The sequence below is a fragment of the Flavobacterium sp. ov086 genome (genome assembly GCF_900187965.1).
Classification (GTDB): Bacteria; Bacteroidota; Bacteroidia; order Flavobacteriales; family Flavobacteriaceae; genus Flavobacterium.
This window is the reverse complement of the sequence record NZ_FZNL01000006.1, coordinates 156239-177714: the sequence shown is the minus strand read 5'-3', so window position 1 is coordinate 177714 and position 21476 is coordinate 156239. Positions and strand designations below refer to the sequence as shown.

Below are 21476 nucleotides of genomic sequence, written 5' to 3'. Positions count from 1 at the left end.
AACTTTAATTTATTCAAATATTCTCACTTTTGTTTTTTCAAATTCCCCATTTTTATCTTCTTTCCATTGATTTTCGCCAATTAAATAAAAATGTTTTTTTTCTTTTATAATTCTATTTTCAAAATCCTTGTTTTCAGAGATAAATCCTTTTGCTCTAGCAATTTCTTTCCAATTTCCGTTTTTAAATGTCCAAACAAAAATGTCATTCCACCAACCTTCATTTGTTCGCGAAAAAATGATTATTTCATTTGCTTTATCATTGTTAAAATCATCTGTTTTCATTACTACAATACCCAAACTTTGGTCAAAACTTATTTCAGGAATATTTTTAGAAAACGTTACATTTATTAAACAGTTTTTTTCCTTGCATTCAATTTCGTTAGTTTCACTATTTCGGTTTAGGGATATAAAAGCGGTATCATTTATTTTGTCATTATTTACGTCCCCAACAAAGAATTTTCTTTTTTCGATTATAGTTTTTGTTTTTACAGCATTTTCAGTTTTAGTTGTTTTAGAAGCGTCTCTTTTCGTTTTAGTTTCACAACTAAAAAATACTAAAAGCAAAATTAAAAAGGAGAGTTTCATATATTGTTTCTTTGGTATGTTTAGTTTGGCTAAACTAATGTATAACTAATATACCAACTATATTTTCGTTCACAATAAGACTTTGTAGAACGGAGTTATTTCGCAATTCGCTTTGATAATTTAATAAAATTTTCAATTTCAAATAATTCATAAGTGATGTTCTTGATTGCCGATTTACTTTCACTGTCAAGCAATATAAATTGAGGCACTTCACTTATGGAATATACTTCTTTTATGGCTTCTTTATTATTTGGAAGTCCGGACAAATTATACCAGGTCATTTTTTCTTCTTCAACCGCTTCTTTCCATTTTTGAAAATCACTGTCTATACTTAAATTTACTACGCTCACTTGATCGATATATTGTTCCTGAAACTTTTTTAAAGCTTTAATCTGATATCGACATGTTTCGCATGTACTTGACCAAAAGACTAATAATACATATTTTTTACCCGCTAAAACAGTCTTGAAATCATATGAAACTCCGTTAATATCTTGCCATTTGAAGCTCTTCGCATATTCGGTTTTCTCGAGCGCTATCATTTTATTCAGATATTTTTTAAGCACTCCATAAGTAGCGGATTGTTTTAATTCATCAGAAAATAAATTTAGCATATCTGATATCTCAGTAGTTGAGAATAATTCTTTTTGAAAATAAATAGCTTGTAGAACAGCATAACGATTGGGGTGTTTTTTGACAAATTCCTTAGTAACCCTATCGTAATCAATTCCAGTTGGGTCAAACCAATAATACCATTTATTTTCTTTTAAACCTTCGCAATAGGCTTTCACAAAAGGTGCCTTTTCAGAATTAATATAACTGATTTTGATATCTTCGTTTCCAACACAGATTTCACTAAAAAAGCCACATTCTTTAGAAGTCATAGCGTCTTTAATCCCAATATCAGTTACTATTTCATTATTTTTTAAAAGTTCAAAACTTGTCATTCTTGTTTCAGGTACGGAAAAACGATATTCAAACTTGCCACCTTTTGCTTGTATAGTATCTATGGTAGTTATTGTATCGCCAAATTCTGCAAAGCCTTCCATCTTTATGATCACATGATCAAAAGAATTTTTAATATTAGACAGATCAGCAGTTATTTTACCTTGCTTCTGAGCATATGATTTGAAAGAAAAAATAGGGAATAGTATAAGGAGTAATAACAGCGTTTTTGTTTTCATGATAATTGTATAGTAAGCTTCTTTTCTAAATTCTAGTTTTTATATTCTTGTTGTGCAACTTATGAAGTAAAATCAAATCCATAGTAAATGGATTCAAAAATCGCAATCGAAATTATCCATTTTAATTCTTCGCTATCTCCGGTATCTATCGAATTTACTAAAGCAAAAGACGGTCCGACTTCTCTAGAATCCAGTGTAGTTTTAAAATTGCTGCCAGATCTACTGGGTTTATAATATTGGCTTTTTACAATGGTTTTTCGGTCTGAATTTTTGTTTATTTCTGCTACTTTTTTTGAATGTAGTTCTATTGTATAATTAGTTTGGTTATAGGAATTATCTCGATTGCAAGTTCCAATTTGTATGTGTAACGGATTTACTATAACCGAATTATTTATTATTTTACCTAAATAGACATCATCAAAAAAGAATAGTTTTTCATTGTTATAATATTCAATATAAATTTTAAAATCAGTAGTACTTGCAACTATTCTGGCATTGGCATAAAGTCCTCTGTCTATTCTCTGGAATGCAATTATAGGCGAATTATCTCTTGAATAAATTTTCCCCGTTAATGTATTTGACATTGATTTTCTAAATGAATATGTCATATAATTAGTGATGTCTTGTGGAGTATAATTTTTCCAGTTTTCAATATCATTTTTTAATTCATTTACTTTTCGCTCCATTTCTACTTTTTCATTTCGTAAAAATTCAGGAGATTTCTTTTTTGTAGATCTTTTTATCACATAAAAAATTAAAAAAGCAATTGCCAAAAAAGGCACTAATGTGATGAAGAACATTATTATTCCAAAAAGTGTTAGGATTATATCCATAGTTTATGGTGTAGGTTTTCGGTTTTTAAATGGTTATAAAAGTATTATGTTTTTAGTGATTTTGTCAGGTAGTATTTATCTTTATTTAATTAATTCGTAGAATAATAAAAAGTATTAATACTATAATACCAATTATAATTTCTGGATTAACTTTGTTAAATAATTTTGGTTTTCCAGAGAATGAATATACTATTGCGGTCATAATAGATATTGCAAATAGGATCAGAAATCCCATTTTTCCATCTTTATTATCTGCTTTGTTTCTACATTGAAGGTCTAGATACTCTTTATCATTTTTTATAAGTGAATGAATTTCACAAGATGTATCATTATCAAAGCCTTCTACATCACCTTTTAAAATAGCAATTGAAATTGTATCTCCGGCTTTTATTTCATTTAGTATTTCATTGTCGTTAATGCATTTATAATCAAAATTTGCAATCTCGAAAGTAGATCTGTTGTCTACACATTTGAACTCTATCCATCTTCTGCCATGTTTACCTTTAGTTTCTTTGAATTTTGGTACTTCAGAAGTTATTAAATTATCATAAACACTAAGGTCTGATGGTTTTATTATATAGCTGCCATTTATTACTTTCATAAAGAAGTATGTACCAATTATGAGACAAATTATGGCTACTGCTAAATAATCTTTTTGCTTTTTTTCCCAATCCTCAACTTTTTCAGCCATAAATTTTAATTGTAATACTTAGTTTTACTTGTTTTCAATAATTTGGTATCTCTTATCTTCAATAAATAGTTCTTTAGGTTTGGCATTATCGGGAAACAATTTAAGTTGAGCGAAAATAGGAATTAAAATGAGAATTTCACTAAAACTCAATCTGGTTTGTGAAGCAGACGCTAACGAAAATACGAATTATGATAAAATTATAGTTCGATTAAAAAATGATAATCTGGGACTTAAATTTTAATTTGAAGCTATTTCCTGCTGTCCTTCCAATCTTTTTTATTGTGAAAAACAATAAAAAAGGATTTTCCCTCCCATCAGGGCTAGGACATTCGTTTTCATAAGAAAATTTTATTTTTTATTGATTTTGAAAACAGTTAATTATTTATAAGATTTTTCTTTATATTTGCAATTCTTAAATCTTCACATTTAAAGACGAAATAAAATTTGCCCTTGTGGTGTAGTTGCTGTATTAGAAACAATACGGATGCTTTTAATAGCGTATACAACTTACCAACATGGGTTTTATATTCACTCAAATGGAAGTTATGAATACAAACACCCTTTCGAAAGAAGCCGAAAAAAGGCTTATGAATTTTTTCAACCATACAATCGATCCAAATGATATGGCTAAAGCAATAAGACAAATAAATTATTTGCTCGCTTTAGAAGTTATGAGGAAAAATGAAACCCTTAAAAACGGAATAGACAATATAGAAAACAGCTTTTATTGGTTGAATGAATTAGCCGAAATTTTGAATCCTTATTTGGATAAGGAATAGATTTTTTCTTTGGAATTTGAAATAAATGAAAAACCTCGATCTTGAAATGGTCGAGGTTTTTTGTTTATTATTTACCATTTAATGTTTTCAATAGTAATCTATAATAATCGGGAATTGCTTTTTCAAATAATGTTTTTATTTCAATAAATTCTTTTGTGTAATTATTTTTTACTGGAGAAAATTCATTTCCACATTTGTTTTTAAATGTTTTTTTAGAAGGTTCATAGTCTAAATTTTTAAAATGATAAGCTTTTACCTGTACTAAAATGGCTTCTAAATTTTCTAATGAGAAATAATTATCGTCTTCGTTTATTTTTGTGATTATGTTGCCAATATAATTGATTACAATATCTTTCATTTCATCTGAAATAATAAATTCATTAAAATCAAGAAAGCCAGACATATCTTCTAACAACTCATCAATATTTCTAACTAGCTCATTTTGTAGTTCAGTAAATTCTTGATTTTCATTTTTAAGTTGGTCAAAAAGGAAAATATAGAATTCCAACAAGAATGCATCATTGATCCAAAGTTGTCTACCTCTAAATGTTAATTGACTTTCTGATGACATTTTTTTCGATTTTTAATTATTACCAGTATTACGTAGTACTTTTTGACTAAGCGAAAATAGAAATTAAAATCATAATTTCACTAGGTTTTTTAGCTCTGCGAAGCCTCCCGACTTCGTACCCGTTCCAATAAGCAAATAAAGCAATATAAAAACTTGGATAAATTGGAATGGATTATAGCAGGGTGTACGAAGTCGGGAGACTCCACAGCGTTTGCGATGAACAATTTGAGGAGCGAGGGTTTAGTGCGTTGCATAGCTAAAATATAATTAACACGTTGAAAATCACGTATAAATACTTGTGTGAGATTGATTCATTTCTTATAATTTTGATAATATTTCTAAAAAAAATGTAAAACTCAATGTTAATTTAAGTATTTGAATAGGTAGCAAATAAAATAATTGAATTAAAAACCTTAAAGAAGACTAATTTATGAATACTAATAATAAAAATAGCAGAATAACCAAGTTTATATTACTGTTATATATAGCCTCTTTTACAGTTAACATTCATTGTCAAACGCCTATTGGTACTATTGACGATAATAATTAGAATGCGCAGCTATTCAGAAAAACACTTCGAGGAGTGGGGAGCAAAAAAATCTATTTTCGTAAACATATATTCAGTTCTGCTGTCCGTTGCAATCTTGTGAATTGAGTACCATCTAAAATGATTCTTTATGATTTCATTTTTTTAAGATATAGTGTTACAAATTGTTATTTTTTTATGAATTTATTTCTATTTACATCAACTAAATGATAGCTGTTTATAATTCCAATATTGGAAGTTATTATTACTAACCTTAATCAATCAATTTATGCGTAAAAGTCATCTGTATATTAATATGTTTTTTCTATCGTTATGCGTCTTTTTTAGTTCTTGTCAAAATGATACGTATTTAGAGCCTGAATTAACACCTAAAAAATACTCTTACGTCATTCCCAATAGAATTAGCTTTGATTTTTCTCAACAATCAGAAAACACTAACTCTATTATTCCTTATAATAATAGTTTAATTTTAAAGAATATAGGTGCCTCCGATATTTCAGGAGAATTTATTGTACTAGCATTCGATAACAATGAAAAAAACTATAATAATCTTTCATTTATTGAGAGAGGGGATATTTTAAATTTAAGCAAAAATGAAAGCCAGACCGATATTACAATGGAACAAACAAACCTGCTGTTTTCAGAAAGCAATGTTATTGTATCGATTTTAAATTTTAATGATGCTATTTCTGACCACATTCTAAACGGATTTTATAAAGGGGAACTAAATATTTACACCGTCGATAATGAATTTTTAAAAAGCGTTACCTGTACAGGATATATAGATTATCAAGGAAAATTCATGTTTCTTGTTGAAGAAGATGATGAGGATAATATAGTGGTTTTACAAGGAAATATTAACACAGGGAATTTGATATCGGGTAAAATACTGAATAGAAATGGCACCAATTTATCCTCGATAGTAAATATTACTAGTGACCTTTTAAATTTAAATGGAACTACCTTATCTGGTAAAGTGTCAATTACTGAAGAAAGTAATGAGCGCATACTACAATTTAATCTAACTCACCAAAACTGATTTTATGAAACTAAAATTACACCTTCTTTTTTTGTTTATAGTATTTGGTTTACATGCCCAAAAACAAATACAGCCCTATAATTATTCTGTTACAGATCCAGATAAGGATAAAACAGAAACTATTATGATTTATGCTGCTGCAAGTTCAGTCAATAATTTAACATTTACATTAAAAAACGCTAAAGATGAGGTCTTGATTAATAACGATGGTAAGGAAATAAGTTTCCAAGTATTCCCTTTTACCGAAATTTCTTTTGGAAAAAATCTTACTGATGCAATTACCAGCATAAAAGATAATGATGTTGAAAACACCTATGGCATTATAAAAGAGCGTATAACGAATTTAAAGGATAGCCCCATCTCTCAAGAACAGAAAATTGCAGTTCAGGATGTCAGAAACATTTATCAATTTTTTAACGCATTAGTCATTACTGCTTTTGCGTACGATACAGAGCCTGTTGCAGGTGTGTTAAAATATTCTTTAAACACTACAATTGCTAAAAAGAATATTGAAGGAATTGATGCTGATGTTTATTTTACTAAACGTGCAAAAGATTTGAGGGATTCTATTTTCAATAAAGATAATAAAGAAAATGGAGATAAATTTATGGGATATGTAAATAAGTTTGAAACAAAAAACAAATTATTCTCTGATTTTTATAAAAACACCAAAGGTCCAGGAACTTATAGAGCCAAAGTAAAATTTAAACATTATGCAGAAAAAAAATTAAAAGAGCTTTATAATGTTTATGAATTTGAGAACTTGATTCGATGCGGTGTGTTAAAAGAATACCAATCAATGAAAACTGAATTAACAATGCTAAATGATAGTTTTAATTTACTTAATATTTCTAAAAATGATGTCGAAAAATTAATTAGAACACTTGAGGAAACTGTAAAAAATGATGAATTAAAACTAAAGGAAGCAAGTCTAATTAGTACAAATTTAGAGGCTTATAATAACCAAAAAAAATCAATTGATGCAAGAATTGGTGAAGTTGAATCTCAGATTAATGAACAAGCAAAAACTTTAGAAAGTTTAAAAAAAGATACACCTAATGATCCTTCAGTGATAAAACAAGAGGAATTGTTGAAGAGTCTTAATAACGCATTAGCTAATTATAATGCACAACAAAATCAAATCACAATTCTCAATAATAATCAAAAATTATCAAACATTATTGAAAATACTAAGACATTTGGAGAAATTCTCGTTGGAAAGAAAAAAAGTTTGGATTCGTTAAGAAACAGTAAGAAAGATTTGGAACAACGTATAAGAAATCAAAAAACAAATATTATAACTAAACAGAACCTAATTGATATTTATATTTCAACAAAAAAATTAGAAATCAAAAAATTACCATTATGGAATTTCAAAGTTGAAACGATTGAAATTGACATTAATGACGGTTTTATAGAGCATATAACAGCTGTAGGAAAAGCTGAGCTTCCAGTTATTGATGAAAGTCTTGTTTATTATGTTATTGATGATTTAAAAGTATCTAATTCAATAGAAAAAAAAGATAATAGAAATAGTGATGTTAATCAATCCTCAATAAAAGAAATGCTAGAAAACTTCTATAATGAACGCATCGTGAAGGAAATTTTCAACAATATTATAGGCAAAGAATTAAAATTTGAAAATGAATTTCCAATAGGGTTTAGCTCAAAGTCAGATTTTGCCGATTTACATAAATATACCTTATACGCTTTTGAAGGGGCTGAAAAAATATTCTCCCTGCCTGTAACGAATGTCATAACACTATATGTTCAACGACATCAAAACGACCGATTAGATTTTAGTCCCAAAGATCAAGTGGTGAGTTTACCATCTGACGATTTTGCCAGAAGCAACGCTGTTGAGTTGAAAAAGGAAACCTCGTCAAAAATATTAAACGTTAATATCTATAGTGATTTTTTAGGTCTGAAGGAAGGAAATCCGAACGGATTGTTGCAATTTGAAATTGAAAAAAACATTCCACTTTGGACAAAAAGAATGGTATTGGGGGTAGGAAGAAGTTCTAATTTGGGTATCGTTAATTATATCAATTTTAATCTAACCTGGGCCAAAATAGGTGATGAAAACAGGCAATTACAGGTCAAATATGCAGATCGTTATGTGAATAATGATTATCGTCCAGATAGATATGTCACTTTTTTAGACATGATTAAGTATGAAAACACTTCCGTAGGTGCTGACTTGAATATAGCTTCCTTCGATTTTCCGTTACTCAAAGCACGTATTGAGTTGAATGCTGGTATACATTATGGAAGAGTAAATGTAGTAGATACATTGGCAACTGATGTAACCAAGCGATTTGATAAAAACGTTAATATGATAAGAGCATATCCAGATTTTATTTTAAGAATTAGACCCGAAGAACGTTTTGGTGCTTATTTTAGATTCAGACCTTTTAAGACCATTGTACCCAATAATGAAGAGTTTTATACTGTAAGTTCAGAAAAAGAATTTGTAGACAACCAAAAGCTTACATCAAAATGGTTGCATCGTTTTGAACTAGGTACTTACTATACACCTTCACCAAAAGGCGATAATAAGTTTTTCTTTAGGTATCGTTATACAAATACATCTGATTGGGAAACCAATGGATATGGTGAGTTTCAAGTTGGTTATTTAGTATATCTCAAGTTTTAAGAGATTGTGAGATTAATTCGCAAGCCTAAAAAAACTTCGCGAACCTCCGTGCTATCTTAGCGAATCTCTGTGAAACTCCCAAAACCTTCCAAACTTACTAAAACAAAAAAAGGGCGGCACCTATAGCACCGCCCTTTTAGGTAAATTTTGATTTACATTCTAAACCATTTCTGATTTAAAATGCCACATTTAATAATTGCGTACAGTTTTTGGTAAACTCCTATCGAAAGCTAAACGCAGGTTATTCGTTTATGATATCGCCTTCTTTAGTTTCTTCGCTGGCAATTTTTACCAGTTTATCTTTAAGGTTCAAATCTCCGAAGATTTCAATTTTATCGTCGATTTCTCTTCCTTTTTTCACATCAACTCTCATTGCTTTGTGGTTTACTACTTTAATCACAAACATGCCTTCGGCAGAACTCACCAAAGCCGATTTTGGAACTACAAATGTGCTGTCTTTTGCGTTAAGCGGTAAAAGAACTTCGGCAACCATTCCTGGCAATAAATCTCCTTTTGTGTTGTGAACGTCCATTTCTACACGTTCAGAACGTAGTTTTAAATCTAATGCTCCGGACATTCTTGTGATTGTTGCTTTGAAATTTTCAGGCAATGATTTTACGTTAAAACTCATTTCGTCGCCATTGTGTAAATATCCAGTGTACAATTCCGGTACAGAAACTGCCAAACGCAATTTATCTTGTTGCTGAATCGTCAATAAAGGCAAATCTGAACCTTTTCCTGCCGGACCAACAAATGTTCCTAAATTCACGTTTCTTGCTGCTACAACTCCGTCAAAAGGAGCACGAATTTCAAGGTAACCTCTCATAATCGATACTTCTTTGTGAGCTGCAACTGCAGCCTGATATTGTGCGTAATCTGAGTTTTTCTTTCCGTTTGCCATTTCTAAATCATTTTTAGAAATAGTTCCTTCAACTTTGCTAGTTTCGAACAAACGGTTGTAGGTGCTTTTGCTCGTTGCATAAATAGCTTCCATCGATTTTAGTCTAGATTCGGCAGCAGCTAGTTGTGAGCTGATTTCCGGTGCTTCAAGAACGATCAAAAGCTGTCCTTTTTTTACTTTGGTACCAATATCTACTTTCAGTAATTTTACAAAACTGCTTACTTTCGCATATAAATCTACTTGCTGAAAACCAGTTATTTCGGCTGGTAAACGCAATTCTGTACTTAGTTTTTCTTTCTCTAAAGAAATTGTTTCTGTTTTAGGTTCAATTTCTGCAACAGGAGCTTCTTCTTTTTTAGAATTACAACCGGTTAGAAAAAATACGGCTACAAACAATAATGCGGTCGATTGTATAATTTTATTTTTCATTTTTTGGATTTAATGATGAGATATAATGGATGCTTTCTTCGTCCTCAGGATCTAAAGAAACAGATTGTGTTGTTGTTTTTTCTTGTGCCCATGCAAAAATTAATGGCAAGATAAGCAATACTGCAAAGGTCGAAAATAATAATCCACCAATTACGGCTCTACCTAAGGGAGAAACCTGATCGCCACCTTCGCCGTGACCAATTGCCATTGGCAACATTCCGGCAATCATCGCCACAGAAGTCATGATAATTGGACGAAGACGCAACGCCGCAGCTTCACGTGCCGATTCTAATGCGTTTCCGTTTCGTTTTCGAAGCTGCTCAGCATTGGTAACCAATAAAACGGCATTTGCAATTGAAACCCCAACAGACATAATGATTCCCATATACGATTGTAAGTTTAGCGTTGAACCAGTAATGGTAAGCATTAATAACGCTCCTAAAACTACCGCAGGAACTGTGGTTAAAATTACCAACGAAACTTTGAACGACTGGAAATTAGCGGCTAACATTAAGAAGATTACAAAGATGGCAACCAATAAACCAACTTGTAAACTGCTTAATGTTTCTACCAATACTTTACTCATACCAATAGGAGTAATGAATAACCCACGTGGTAATTCTCCCAATGAGTTTATCGTTGCATCTACATCTTTTACTGCCGTCCCCAAATCGGTCTGGTTGATGTTTGCTGTAACGGTAATGTATGGCATAGCCCCTAAATTGTCATTTTCACCGCTTACATAAGCTGGTGTAATTTTGGCAACGTCGCTCAAAACAGGACGAAGCGAATTCTTCAATACCGGAATTTCTCCAATATCGGTTTTGCTTTTCATTTTGTTCAGAGGTACTTGTACCTGAACGTTGTATGATAATCCGGCTCTTTCGTCTACCCAGGTATTTTTCTCAGTATATCTTGACGATGAGGTCGAAGCTACAAGTGATCGTGATATGTCGTTCATGTCAACGCCTAGTTCGGCTGCACGAGTTCTGTCGATATCAATATTCATGGCTGGATAATGAATAGGCTGACCAATTTGTACGTCTCTGAAATAAGAGATTTTCTTTAGTTTCTCGACAATTTGATTGGCATATAACTCATTTCGTTTTTTGTCTTTTCCGGCAATTCGAACTTCGATTGGAGTAGGTGATCCCTGACTTAGAACTTTATCTGTAAGTTCAATTGGCTCAAAAGATAGTTTTACATCCGGAAGTGCTTTTTTAATTCGGGCTCTAAAGGCATCTTTAAAGTCATCCATATCTACGTGATATTCTTTTAAACTCACCTGAAACACTGCTTCATGCGAACCTGCCATGAACAAATAAATTGGGTTAATTGAGAACAGCGACGGGTGCTGACCCACATATACAGACGAGATTCCGATATGTTCTTTACCCACCATTTTTTGCAATTCTTTCAAAACTACAATTGCTTTTTCTTCGGTACGTTCTAAACGAGTTCCGTCAGGAGCGCGCATTCTTAATTGAAACTGACTTGAATTTACTTTTGGGAAAACATCTTTTCCAATAAAATTAATAAAGACAACCGCTAGAAGCGTAATTACAATTAGATACGTTATACCGGCTGCTTTTTTATAAGGGAACAAACGATCCAGCGTTCGCATAAAACGGATTCTAAAGCGCTCGAAAGCACCAATTTTTCCGTTATTATTTGTGTCGTCTCTTTCTACATAACCTTTTTTCTGTGTGATCAAATCTTTTTCAGATTCCGGTGTTAATCCGCAATCGTTAAATTCTGCTTCATCATCTGTAATTTCAGGACCATGTGCATGTTTTTCATGACCTTTCATTAACCAGTTTGCCATTACGGGCACAAAAGTCTGAGAAAGTAAAAACGAAATTACCATTGAGAATCCAATCGCTAAAGCCAAAGGCAAGAACAACGCTCCGGGAATTCCGACCATCGTAAATGCTGGAGCAAATACTGCCAAAATACAAAGTAAGATCAATAATTTAGGCAAAGCAATTTCCTGACAAGCGTCCCAAATGGCGAGTGCTTTGGGTTTTCCCATATCAAGATGCTGGTGAATGTTTTCGATTGTTACGGTACTTTCATCTACCAGAATTCCAATTGCAAGAGCCAATCCGCTTAAAGACATTAAGTTGATGGTTTGCCCGAATAATTTTAGGAATAAAACCCCAGAAATAATAGAAATAGGAATGGTTAAGATTACAATCAAAGCCGCACGTCTGTCACCAAGGAAAAGTAAAACCATTAATCCGGTTAAAACTGCTCCAATAATACCTTCTGTAATCAAACTTTTTACAGAGTTAATTACATAAACGGACTGGTCAAATTCATAAGATAATTTTACGTCTTCGGGTAATGTGCTTTGAATTTTAGGAAGTTCCGCTTTTAATTTCTGAACCACATCCCAGGTCGAAGCATCTCCGGCTTTTGCAATACTAATATAAACCGAACGTTTTCCGTTTACCAAAGCATAACCTTGTGTAATATCTGCACCATCTTTTACAGTGGCAACATCGCCTAATTTTAAGTTTTGAACGCTTCCTTTAAACAAAGGAATATTTTCAAAATCCTTAACTTCCTTAATCGTGTTGTTTGTTGGAGTAATGTAGTTGATATCGCCCATTCTAACATTTCCTGATGGAGCAGTTTGATTGTTGATACGAATTGCTTCTACAATTTGATCCGGTGTCATATTATGCGAACGCAATAAATCAGGATCTACGTTAACCTCAATAGTTCTTGGGCTTCCGCCAAAGGGTGCCGGAGAAAGTAAACCGGGAATCGAAGTAAACGAAGCACGAACATAAACGTTGGCTAAATCCTGCAATTCATTATTTGATCTGATTTTACTGCTCAAAACCAATTGTCCAATTGGCAATGAAGAAGCATCAAAACGAATAATAAAAGGAGGTTGGGTTCCCGGAGGAAATGCCGCTTGGATTCTGTTCGAGAGTGAACTTAATTCGGCAGCAGCCTGAGCCATATTTGTGTTTTCATAATAGGTTAATTTCATGATCATTAACCCTTGGATATTTTTGGTTTCTACCGATTTTACACCGTTGGCAAAAGGTAAAATGTTGACGTAAGTCTTAGCAAAATAAGCTTCCATCTGGTCTGGCGTATAACCTCCAAAAGGATGCGCAATATAGATAACCGGCAAGTTCATTTTTGGCAGAATATCTACCTTAATGTCTTGGATGGCACCAATTCCGAAGAAAAATAGACCCGCAACCAATACTAATATGGAGATGGGTTTGCGGAGTGCAAAACGTATTAAATTCATTAGGATCTATAATTAAAATTCATTTATAAATAAGTCAAAATTGCCCGTTGCGGCTACTTTTAGCAAATAGGATTGCCATACATTATTGTTTACAATATCACGGTCAATTTCGGCACGATTTAGTGTATATAAAGTTTGCGTGATATCTGTTAAATCAGTCAGTCCGTTTTTGTACAAAGTAGATTTTTGCAAATAAGCTTTTTTTGCGGCATCAACCTGAATTGGTGCTTCGGCAAAGTTGTCAAGCGTGATTTTTATCTTATCATCGGCCAATGCCAATTGTGACTTTAATTCTCTGTCAGCCTGATTGTATTCTTCTTGCAGACCTTGCGATACAAACTTTTGTGCACTTACTTGTTTGCTTGCTCTAAAAGGAGTGGTTAGGTTCCAGCTAATTCCAATTCCGACTAAATAATTGGTACGATCCGGATTTACGCCATCCCAGTAATTTCGGCTGAAAGAATTTTGATCCGTAATATAATCGTTATTGAATCCTGAAGCACGCGTTTGTAAAACACCAAATGCACTCATGGTTGGATAATAAAAACGTTTGTATAATTTAGTTTGCTGATTGCTGTAATCAATCTTCGTTTTATAATATTGAAGTAATGGATGCAGACTGTCTGAAGCGATTCCGGTCAAAATTTCTTTTGGGATTTGGTTTACAAATAAAGTATCTGTAATAAAATCCTGAGGAGCAACGCCCATTAGATCAACTAATTTGTTGTTTTGCTCTTTGACGAAATTCTTAGCAAGGTTCAACGCAATTTTAGCTTTAGAAACTTCGGCTGTAGCCAAAGTAGAATCTACGCCTGCCAATAATCCGTTTTTAACTCGTGCAACGGCAGTTTTCTTGAAAACCTCTGCACGGCTTAAATTCTTTTGCTGTGAAATCAGTAATCTTTGACTTGCCAATAAATTTAGGTAAGCAGCAGAAATTTTAATTTCTTGTTGAAATTGTTCTTGTTTTAAATCGTTTTCTTTGGTTCGAATATCGATTTTAGCCAAATTAATTTTCTCCTGAGTTTTTCCAAAGGTGAAAAAATCCCAGTTCATGTTGACTAAATACAAAGCACCAAAGGCAGAGTTCCAGTTTTGTTCTGGCAATGCAGGTCCGGAAGAAGCAGTTCCTAAACCATTAAAACCATAAAGAGCGCCATTTTGCCCATTGATGGTTCCGTAATCTTGTTGTGCCGATAAGTTAAGATTTGGCAGGTAATCGCGCTTTGACTGTTTGAGCGTTTCGCGCGATGCATTGGCGTAATTGCTTTTTGCCTTGATAGAACCGTAGTTTTCTAAACCTGTTTTAATAGCTTCTTTTAAAGACAAGGTTTGTGCATAACTACCGCAAGCAAAAATCAAGAAAACTAACAAAGTAATTTTTTTGAAGTACATAAAATTAGTGGTATGAATTTGATCTCCCAAAATTATTTCTCTTATGCGGATAAAAGCCTTCTTAAATGATGTAATACGGTTATAAATGACCAATTGAATTTGTCATTTAATGGAAATGAAAACTAAAAATTAGTGGTTAATTTGTAAACTATTTAAGTTTTAAAAATGAACAAAAAATTTGATAACATATTGGACAACAAGTGGTGGCAGGAAATTGCCGTTGTTGCCTTTTCATTTACAATCTATACATTAAAAAATGACTGGATGTTATTTAGTTCTTTCATATCCATTTTAATGGGGATATTTTTTTACTGTATCCTATATATGCATGCCCAATTTAACCGATTTTTTCTATTGCCGATTCTTTTTAAAACCCAACGTCCTTTAACATATACATTCTTAACGCTTTTTGGAGTATTTGTGTTTTCACTCATTTTGTATGAAATTACAAAGTTTGATATGTTTAGCAATTGTCGCTTGTATCAAAACTCGCATCAACGAAGTTATGTCTACCAATTGGCAAGTGTTTTAGGAACTTTGGTTTGTATTTTGAGTCCGATAATTGTTTTTAAATTCTATAGAATTCACAGAAAAAAAACAGATGAAACGTTATTGTTTAACGAAATGCAGATGAATTCTTTGAAAGGACAACTCAATCCGCATTTTTTATTCAATACCTTTAATACGCTTTACGGAATTAGTCTGGAGTTTCCCGAAAGAACGCCGGATTTGATTATGAAAGTTTCGCAATTAATGCGATATCAGCTCGAAAGTAATAACAAAAAATGTGTTTCGCTGGAAGATGAACTGGAGTTTATAAACAGTTATGTTCAGCTTGAAAAAGAACGCGTTGGTTATCGTTGTGAAATTACTTATGATTGCAAAATCGATAATGAAAATGCCTATAAGATTTCGCCAATGCTATTAATTGCGTTTATCGAAAATGCCTTTAAACACGGAACTTGCGCGATTGAAAAATGTTATGTCAGAATTTTTATTACGGTGGAAAAAGGGCAATTGCACCTTCATCTTGTAAATTCAATCCCGACTAAAAAAGCGGAAGTAGTTTCGACTAAAATTGGTTTAAAAAACACGATAGAACGTCTAAATCTGATTTACGGTAAAGACTATAAATTGAACATTCAGGACGATAAAAATACTTATATTGTAGATTTGAAATTGCAATTGAAAAAGTTTGTAGAATGAAAGAACCCAAAAAATGTATAATTGTAGATGATGAACCGGCAGCGCATTATGTGCTGGCGAATTATATCAAGCAAAATCCGCAGTTAGAGTTGGTTTTTCAGGGCTATAATGGCATCGAGGCAATGGATTATTTACGAGAGAATCCTGTCGATTTGATGTTTTTAGACATCAATATGCCCGAGATTTCAGGAATGGAGTTATTGAAGATTATTCCAACACATCCCAAAACGATTCTAACGACTGCTTATTCTGAGTATGCGCTTGAGAGTTATGATTATGGTGTGATAGATTATCTTTTGAAACCTATTTATTTTCCGAGGTTCCTAAAGGCTGTTGATCGTTTTTTTGCTAGTGAAACTGTAAAAGCAAAAACAGAAGAAGCGATTGTGAATTCGGTAAGTGTGAAAGTCGATGGTTATTTTATGGATATAGAATTAGATCAGCTTTTGTTTGCGCAGAGTTTTGGTAACTATGTGAAGTTACACACTATAAAAAGAACTTATCTGGCATCGATTACAACAAGTGAGCTTGAAAAATGCCTGCCAGAGAAGAACTTTATGCGAATTCATAAATCTTATATTGTGGCTCTGGATAAGATCGATGTTACCGAAAAAGATTTTGTTATTATTAAAAATGAAAAGCTGCCAATAGGTATTACTTATAAAAGAGAATTATATGATAGATTAAAAAAATAAAATATTATTTAAAAGTTCTTTTTTCCTGTTAAAAAAAATGTAATTTTAATAGAAATATTAATAATGTAAAAATCGACAAATGAAAAAAGCATTTTTAATTTTGATTCTTCTTTATAATTGTCTTGTATCAGCACAAAGTCAAGTTGCTCCAAATAGTGTAGTTACACCACCGGAAAAAGTTTTATTTACTTTTCAAAAGGAATATCCGGGAAAAGTTGCAGTTTGGGCATTGAAATATGTTGGAGATGATGATGATGAAATTAGATACGAAGGAAAGTTTAAAACAAATGAAAATACGGAATCGTTAGCAGTTTATGATAACTTGGGAGTTTTGAAAGCTTTTGAAACACAAATTCCCTTAAGTAAGCTTCCGCAGAAAGCTCAAAGTTATTTAAAGAAAAATTATCCGGCAAATGCCATTCGTGAAGTTGCCGTGGTTGTAGATGATAAAAACAAAACAACTTATGAAGTTGGAGTAGAAAAAGATTCCAAATTTTATGATGTTGTATTTGATAAAAATGGCGGTTTTGACGTCATCGTTCAGAAAGATTAAAAAAGACTTACTAATTCAATATATTTGAAAATGAGAAACCCGACCTGTTTATTTAAACTTGTCGGGTTTTGATTTATTTAGTATGTTGTAGATATCCAAAAGCAGATAGATTTAACTTTTTTAAGAGAATTGCCATTTAACTTTTTACAACTCACAAGTATTATAACATCATTCCTCCGGAAACCTCTATGCGTTGCGCATTTACCCAACGTGCCTCTTCAGTACATAAAAAAGCAACAACTCCGCCAATATCATCCGGTAATCCAACTCTTCCTAAAGCGGTTACAGAAGCTATCTGTTTATTCATTTGCTCGTTGTCACGAACAACTCCGCCACCAAAATCAGTTTCGATTGCACCCGGAGCCACAACATTTGCTCTGATTTTTCTTTCGCCCAATTCTTTTGCCTGATATTTTGTCAAAGTTTCAATAGCGCCTTTCATAGAAGCATAAGCCGCATAACCTGGGAAAGAAAATCTTGCCAAACCAGTCGAAATATTTACAATTCCGCCACCGTCATTCATTACATTAAGTGCTTTTTGCGTTAGAAAGAATGGTCCTTTAAACTGAATATTAGTCAATTGATCAAACTCAGCTTCAGTTGTTCCAATGAAAGAATTATGAATTCCGATTCCGGCATTGTTTATCAGAAAGTCGAATTTATCAGTTTTAAAAGTGTCTTTTAAAGTCTCAGAAACACTTCCGAAAAAGCCATCAAATGTTCCTGAATCTGCGACGTTCAATTGAAGTGAAGCTGCTTTTTGCCCTAAACTTTCGATTTCTTTGACAACCGAATCAGCTTCTTCTTTTTTACTGTTGTAGGTAATGATTACATCGATTCCTTTTTTTGCAATTGCGATTGCCATGTTTTTCCCTAAACCTCTGCTACCGCCTGTAACAAGAGCTATTTTTGTATTTACTGCCATTTTATTTTTGTTTTTAAGTTTGTTTCAAGTTAGAATGTTGATCTGAAACTTTTAATCTGTAAAATCTGTGTAAAAAAATTAAACACGCAGAAACATAGATTCTTTTATTTAGAAATTAAAAAAGAGATTAAAAAGAACCTAGTTTCTAACACATAGTCCCGAAGCATCGGGATTGGTTAATGCAAAGTGAAACACCTTTTTTAAGTTTACAATATCTATGTGTCTATGTGTTTGAACTTATTAATTCGAGTGCATTGTATTAAAATGATTTTTCAAATCTTCTGCGCTAGCATTTAATCTGGCTTCACTTGTTCCGAAAGTAAGTTCATTTTTTCCGTCTTTTAATTGTTCAAAAATTGATACAATGAAATCAGCTACACTTGGATGTGCGTCATGCAAACCAATACCTCCAAGATCTGTGTTTAATGCCGGCGGAATAATTTCGATTACTTCGATATTTTTCTCTTTTAATAAATGACGAAGTGTTAAGGTAAACGAACGGAAGAATGCTTTTGTAGCCGAATAAACCGGAACTTTTGCAAAAGGTGAAAATGCCAGTCCAGATGTTACATTCATTACAGTAGTCAGTGATTTTAATTGAATGAATAATGAAGTTAAATGCAATGGTGCTTCAATATTGGTTGCGATTTCGGTTTTTGCACTTTCGTAGAAATCAGCATCATTAACCGAAACCCATTTTTGAATTCCTGCATTATTAATTAAAACATTCAAGTCGCTGTGGTTTTCTGCAATCCATTTATAAAGTGCAATGCGTTCTGCTTCAACTGCTAAGTCACATACTTTTGTAATTACAGTTGGGAATTTTGCTTTAACTTCTTCCAAAACAGATTCACGACGACCAACGATAATTACAGTATTGTTTTCTTGTATAAATCTTTCGGTAAGCCCAAGTCCGATACCGCTTGCACCACCAGTTATTAAAATTTTGTTGTTTGATAAGTTCATCTTTTTCGATCTTTTAAATTGATAGTACAAAGGTAGGAGCGAAGTAGGAATGGGGAGTTGTAAATATCAAACCGATGTTTGCGAAATTCAAATCAGGGGAAGTTCAAATTCCAATCCCGAAGCTTCGGGATAAATTCCAAATTGAAAAATCAAATCAAATTCTAAATTCCAATTCTCATTTTATGTCTTCCTGAGCGTCCCGAGGCTTGGGGCAATGTCATTAAGTTAAGCTTTTAAAAAATAAAATTATTGCAAATAAAATCCGTTTTTATCCGCGTTTTTACGAAGTAAATCTGTTTTATCCGCGTCAAAATTATCCGCTGATTTTACTGATTCGCTAAAGCGAAAACGCTGATAAAAACGGATTTTTCTAATTATTTTCTTGATTAAACTGTTAAGTAATTTTATAGATTTTCCCTTAACTTAATGACATTGGGCTTCGGGAGAAGGACACAATCTAAATTCTATAATGTAAAATTAAGAACGGAATGCTAAAGGCGTAAAAGAAGTTTGTTTTTTAAAGAAATTAGAGAAATGCGCTAATTCTTCAAAGCCTAAAGAAAAAGCGATTTCGGAGATGTTCCAATCCGTTTGTTTTAAAAGGATCTTAGCTTCGTTTGTTAATCGGTTAGTGATTAATTCTGTGGTTGTTTTTCCGGTGTTTTCCTTTAAAACTTTGTTTAAATGATTGACATGAACAGATAATCTCTCAGCAAAATCTTTGGCAGTTCTAAGTTCTAAACGTTGGTTTGGTGATTCTATCGGGAATTGCCTTTCCAGTAATTCAGCAAATAAAGAAGAAACTCTTGTAGCCGAATTGTGTTTAGAATACAACGCCGCTATAGGTTGCAATTTTTGTCCAAAGTGAATTAACTCAGCAACATAATTTCTGATTAAATCATATTTATAAATATAATCGGAGTTGATTTCTTTTTTAATTTTATTGAAAATCAATTCTACTTCGGCGACTTCTTCATCTGTAAGCTGAAAAATTGGATATCCATCTGAAGCAAAAATTGGAAGTTCGTCTAAGTCAATTCCGCTTTTGTTTTTAGATAAAAATTCGCCGGTAAATACACAAAATTGCCCAGACTGATTCATGTCTTGTGGCAGATAATTATAAGGAATTTTGGGTGTAGCAAATAAAAGCCCTTGTTTTTCAATTTCGATTATTTTATCGGCATATTCGGCTTTGTTTTTACCTTTTATCAAACTTATTTTGTAATAAGCTCTTCGGTCATACGGCATTCCAGGCTTTTCTTTTAGTCTTTCGTAAAGCTCTTTTATATCAAAGACATTAAAATGACCTATTTCTTTTTTGATGTCGTTGGGTAATAATGAACTTGGTTCGACAGTGGTGCCTTTGGTAATATCTTCGTAAAATGAATCTAGTGATTTCATGAGAAAGGAATTGTAAAATTCAAATATACGAAAAAATAAAAGATTGTTTTTTTTAGTTTTAGGTTTTCTTTGTTTCAGGTTTGTAACGTTGTCTAAATTTAACGGCAAAGTGCGCTAGGGTTTTACGCTAAGAACGCTAACTTATTTCTCGCAAAGTCGCAAAGACGCAAAGGGAATAAACTTTGCGTCTTTGCGAGATTAAATAAAAGCAACTTTGCGAACCTTGCGGTTAAAATAAACTTCCCTGAACAAGCTCGGGCTGAGGATTACTGCCAAAAGAAAAAGTGTCAATTACAAAAAACTGTTTCTTTATTGGATCAAATTCTCTCAGGACAATATTATCACACAAAAAATCAATGTCGATTGTTGTAAATAGTTGTGAAGCGATTTTAATACTTTCGGGCGTTAATCTTCGTCCGATAGAAATATGAGGATCATTACTTTTTGTGAGGTTTGAAAGTTGTAATGCCTCTTGCGTTTTTTTCATTATGGGTTTTAGATTCACTTTTGATTCTTCACTTGGAGCGATGAAAAAAGCGCCACTATCATAAGAATCATAATGATCTAAAAGCACCTGAAAAGGCGTAAATGTATCACAGATTTTGATAATTTTCTGTTTGAATTTATCGATTTGAGATTCTTCAATGGTGAATTCGCAAATCGTGATATGTGCCACAGAATTCTTGCTGTTAAACCAACCAACCTTAAGCGCCAAAAGTTCTTTCATTGCTTTGATTGAATCAATTACAGCTTGCGAAGGATGAATTACAATAGAATATTTCTTTTCCATTTTATATTGATTTGCTTAGAAAATAGTTTTGCTCAGATGTAGATCTATACCTTTTT

Annotated in this window: 18 protein-coding genes; 6 read left to right on the top strand and 12 right to left on the bottom strand. The window is 32.4% G+C overall.

Features of this window, described 5'->3' with window-relative positions; genetic code table 11:
- Nucleotides 1-9: 9 nt before the first annotated feature.
- The 4 genes from CHB81_RS09185 to CHB81_RS09170 all read right to left on the bottom strand — a co-directional run bounded on the left by CHB81_RS09185 (nt 10) and on the right by CHB81_RS09170 (nt 3293).
- Complete coding sequence (locus tag CHB81_RS09185; RefSeq protein ID WP_089351599.1) at nt 10-585, bottom strand: hypothetical protein; 576 nt, start codon at nt 583-585, stop codon at nt 10-12.
- Nucleotides 586-680: 95 nt separating this feature from the next.
- Nucleotides 681-1769: a thioredoxin family protein gene (locus CHB81_RS09180; RefSeq protein WP_089351598.1), complete on the bottom strand. Its 1089-nt coding sequence runs from the start codon at nt 1767-1769 to the stop codon at nt 681-683.
- Between the two features lie 59 nt (nt 1770-1828).
- A complete protein-coding gene (locus tag CHB81_RS09175; protein WP_089351597.1) occupies nt 1829-2602 on the bottom strand; it encodes a hypothetical protein in 774 nt (257 codons plus the stop codon).
- Between the two features lie 85 nt (nt 2603-2687).
- Nucleotides 2688-3293 (bottom strand): hypothetical protein, encoded by a 606-nt coding sequence (locus CHB81_RS09170; RefSeq protein ID WP_089351596.1) that lies wholly within the window; start codon nt 3291-3293, stop codon nt 2688-2690.
- A gap of 545 nt (nt 3294-3838) precedes the next feature.
- On the opposite strand from CHB81_RS09170, the gene CHB81_RS09165 reads away from it, so the two are divergent.
- Nucleotides 3839-4072 carry a hypothetical protein gene (locus CHB81_RS09165; RefSeq protein WP_089351669.1) on the top strand — a complete coding sequence of 78 codons (234 nt, stop codon included), beginning with the start codon at nt 3839-3841 and terminating at the stop codon, nt 4070-4072.
- 67 nt (nt 4073-4139) lie between these two features.
- On the opposite strand, the gene CHB81_RS09160 is transcribed toward CHB81_RS09165, so the two are convergent.
- Nucleotides 4140-4643 (bottom strand): hypothetical protein, encoded by a 504-nt coding sequence (locus CHB81_RS09160; protein ID WP_089351595.1) that lies wholly within the window; start codon nt 4641-4643, stop codon nt 4140-4142.
- 815 nt (nt 4644-5458) lie between these two features.
- Between CHB81_RS09160 and CHB81_RS09155 the strand changes: the two genes are divergently transcribed.
- Both CHB81_RS09155 and CHB81_RS09150 read left to right on the top strand, forming a co-directional pair.
- Nucleotides 5459-6229 (top strand): hypothetical protein, encoded by a 771-nt coding sequence (locus CHB81_RS09155; protein ID WP_141130381.1) that lies wholly within the window; start codon nt 5459-5461, stop codon nt 6227-6229.
- A gap of 4 nt (nt 6230-6233) precedes the next feature.
- Nucleotides 6234-8885: a hypothetical protein gene (locus CHB81_RS09150; protein WP_089351593.1), complete on the top strand. Its 2652-nt coding sequence runs from the start codon at nt 6234-6236 to the stop codon at nt 8883-8885.
- Between the two features lie 241 nt (nt 8886-9126).
- On the opposite strand, the gene CHB81_RS09145 is transcribed toward CHB81_RS09150, so the two are convergent.
- The 3 genes from CHB81_RS09145 to CHB81_RS09135 are packed head-to-tail and all read right to left on the bottom strand — an operon-like array spanning nt 9127 to nt 14884.
- Nucleotides 9127-10215 (bottom strand): efflux RND transporter periplasmic adaptor subunit, encoded by a 1089-nt coding sequence (locus CHB81_RS09145; protein ID WP_089351592.1) that lies wholly within the window; start codon nt 10213-10215, stop codon nt 9127-9129.
- On the bottom strand, nt 10205-13489 hold the full coding sequence (locus tag CHB81_RS09140) for an efflux RND transporter permease subunit (RefSeq protein WP_089351591.1): 3285 nt from the start codon (nt 13487-13489) through the stop codon (nt 10205-10207). Before CHB81_RS09140 ends, CHB81_RS09145 begins: the two co-directional genes overlap by 11 nt.
- Before the next feature lie 12 nt (nt 13490-13501).
- Nucleotides 13502-14884, bottom strand: coding sequence for a TolC family protein (locus CHB81_RS09135; RefSeq protein WP_089351590.1), 1383 nt, complete (start codon nt 14882-14884; stop codon nt 13502-13504).
- A 165-nt stretch (nt 14885-15049) separates the two neighbouring features.
- On the opposite strand from CHB81_RS09135, the gene CHB81_RS09130 reads away from it, so the two are divergent.
- From CHB81_RS09130 to CHB81_RS09120, 3 genes are all read left to right on the top strand, one after another.
- Nucleotides 15050-16090 (top strand): sensor histidine kinase, encoded by a 1041-nt coding sequence (locus CHB81_RS09130; protein ID WP_089351589.1) that lies wholly within the window; start codon nt 15050-15052, stop codon nt 16088-16090.
- Nucleotides 16087-16785, top strand: coding sequence for a LytTR family DNA-binding domain-containing protein (locus CHB81_RS09125; protein WP_089351588.1), 699 nt, complete (start codon nt 16087-16089; stop codon nt 16783-16785). Before CHB81_RS09130 ends, CHB81_RS09125 begins: the two co-directional genes overlap by 4 nt.
- A gap of 79 nt (nt 16786-16864) precedes the next feature.
- The gene (locus CHB81_RS09120; RefSeq protein ID WP_089351587.1) at nt 16865-17338 is read left to right on the top strand and encodes a PepSY-like domain-containing protein; all 474 of its coding nucleotides are present in this window, start codon (nt 16865-16867) and stop codon (nt 17336-17338) included.
- 160 nt (nt 17339-17498) lie between these two features.
- Here the strand turns inward: CHB81_RS09120 and CHB81_RS09115 are convergent, their stop codons facing one another.
- From CHB81_RS09115 to CHB81_RS09100, 4 genes are all read right to left on the bottom strand, one after another.
- On the bottom strand, nt 17499-18263 hold the full coding sequence (locus CHB81_RS09115) for an SDR family NAD(P)-dependent oxidoreductase (RefSeq protein WP_089351586.1): 765 nt from the start codon (nt 18261-18263) through the stop codon (nt 17499-17501).
- 240 nt (nt 18264-18503) lie between these two features.
- Nucleotides 18504-19229, bottom strand: coding sequence for an SDR family oxidoreductase (locus tag CHB81_RS09110; protein ID WP_089351585.1), 726 nt, complete (start codon nt 19227-19229; stop codon nt 18504-18506).
- A 477-nt stretch (nt 19230-19706) separates the two neighbouring features.
- Complete coding sequence (locus CHB81_RS09105) at nt 19707-20630, bottom strand: AraC family transcriptional regulator (protein WP_089351584.1); 924 nt, start codon at nt 20628-20630, stop codon at nt 19707-19709.
- Between the two features lie 229 nt (nt 20631-20859).
- Entirely contained in the window at nt 20860-21420 is a 561-nt protein-coding gene (locus CHB81_RS09100) for a 2'-5' RNA ligase family protein (protein ID WP_089351583.1), read from the bottom strand.
- Between the last annotated feature and the right edge of the window lie 56 nt (nt 21421-21476).

Excerpts from the sequence above, each read along its gene's own strand:
- CHB81_RS09185 (WP_089351599.1), bottom strand. The coding sequence starts at position 585 with ATGAAACTCTCCTTTTTAATTTTGCTTTTAGTATTTTTTAGTTGTGAA.
- CHB81_RS09180 (WP_089351598.1), bottom strand. The coding sequence starts at position 1,769 with ATGAAAACAAAAACGCTGTTATTACTCCTTATACTATTCCCTATTTTT.
- CHB81_RS09175 (WP_089351597.1), bottom strand. The coding sequence starts at position 2,602 with ATGGATATAATCCTAACACTTTTTGGAATAATAATGTTCTTCATCACA.
- CHB81_RS09170 (WP_089351596.1), bottom strand. The coding sequence starts at position 3,293 with ATGGCTGAAAAAGTTGAGGATTGGGAAAAAAAGCAAAAAGATTATTTA.
- CHB81_RS09165 (WP_089351669.1), top strand. The coding sequence starts at position 3,839 with ATGAATACAAACACCCTTTCGAAAGAAGCCGAAAAAAGGCTTATGAAT.
- CHB81_RS09160 (WP_089351595.1), bottom strand. The coding sequence starts at position 4,643 with ATGTCATCAGAAAGTCAATTAACATTTAGAGGTAGACAACTTTGGATC.
- CHB81_RS09155 (WP_141130381.1), top strand. The coding sequence starts at position 5,459 with ATGCGTAAAAGTCATCTGTATATTAATATGTTTTTTCTATCGTTATGC.
- CHB81_RS09150 (WP_089351593.1), top strand. The coding sequence starts at position 6,234 with ATGAAACTAAAATTACACCTTCTTTTTTTGTTTATAGTATTTGGTTTA.
- CHB81_RS09145 (WP_089351592.1), bottom strand. The coding sequence starts at position 10,215 with ATGAAAAATAAAATTATACAATCGACCGCATTATTGTTTGTAGCCGTA.
- CHB81_RS09140 (WP_089351591.1), bottom strand. The coding sequence starts at position 13,489 with ATGAATTTAATACGTTTTGCACTCCGCAAACCCATCTCCATATTAGTA.
- CHB81_RS09135 (WP_089351590.1), bottom strand. The coding sequence starts at position 14,884 with ATGTACTTCAAAAAAATTACTTTGTTAGTTTTCTTGATTTTTGCTTGC.
- CHB81_RS09130 (WP_089351589.1), top strand. The coding sequence starts at position 15,050 with ATGAACAAAAAATTTGATAACATATTGGACAACAAGTGGTGGCAGGAA.
- CHB81_RS09125 (WP_089351588.1), top strand. The coding sequence starts at position 16,087 with ATGAAAGAACCCAAAAAATGTATAATTGTAGATGATGAACCGGCAGCG.
- CHB81_RS09120 (WP_089351587.1), top strand. The coding sequence starts at position 16,865 with ATGAAAAAAGCATTTTTAATTTTGATTCTTCTTTATAATTGTCTTGTA.
- CHB81_RS09115 (WP_089351586.1), bottom strand. The coding sequence starts at position 18,263 with ATGGCAGTAAATACAAAAATAGCTCTTGTTACAGGCGGTAGCAGAGGT.
- CHB81_RS09110 (WP_089351585.1), bottom strand. The coding sequence starts at position 19,229 with ATGAACTTATCAAACAACAAAATTTTAATAACTGGTGGTGCAAGCGGT.
- CHB81_RS09105 (WP_089351584.1), bottom strand. The coding sequence starts at position 20,630 with ATGAAATCACTAGATTCATTTTACGAAGATATTACCAAAGGCACCACT.
- CHB81_RS09100 (WP_089351583.1), bottom strand. The coding sequence starts at position 21,420 with ATGGAAAAGAAATATTCTATTGTAATTCATCCTTCGCAAGCTGTAATT.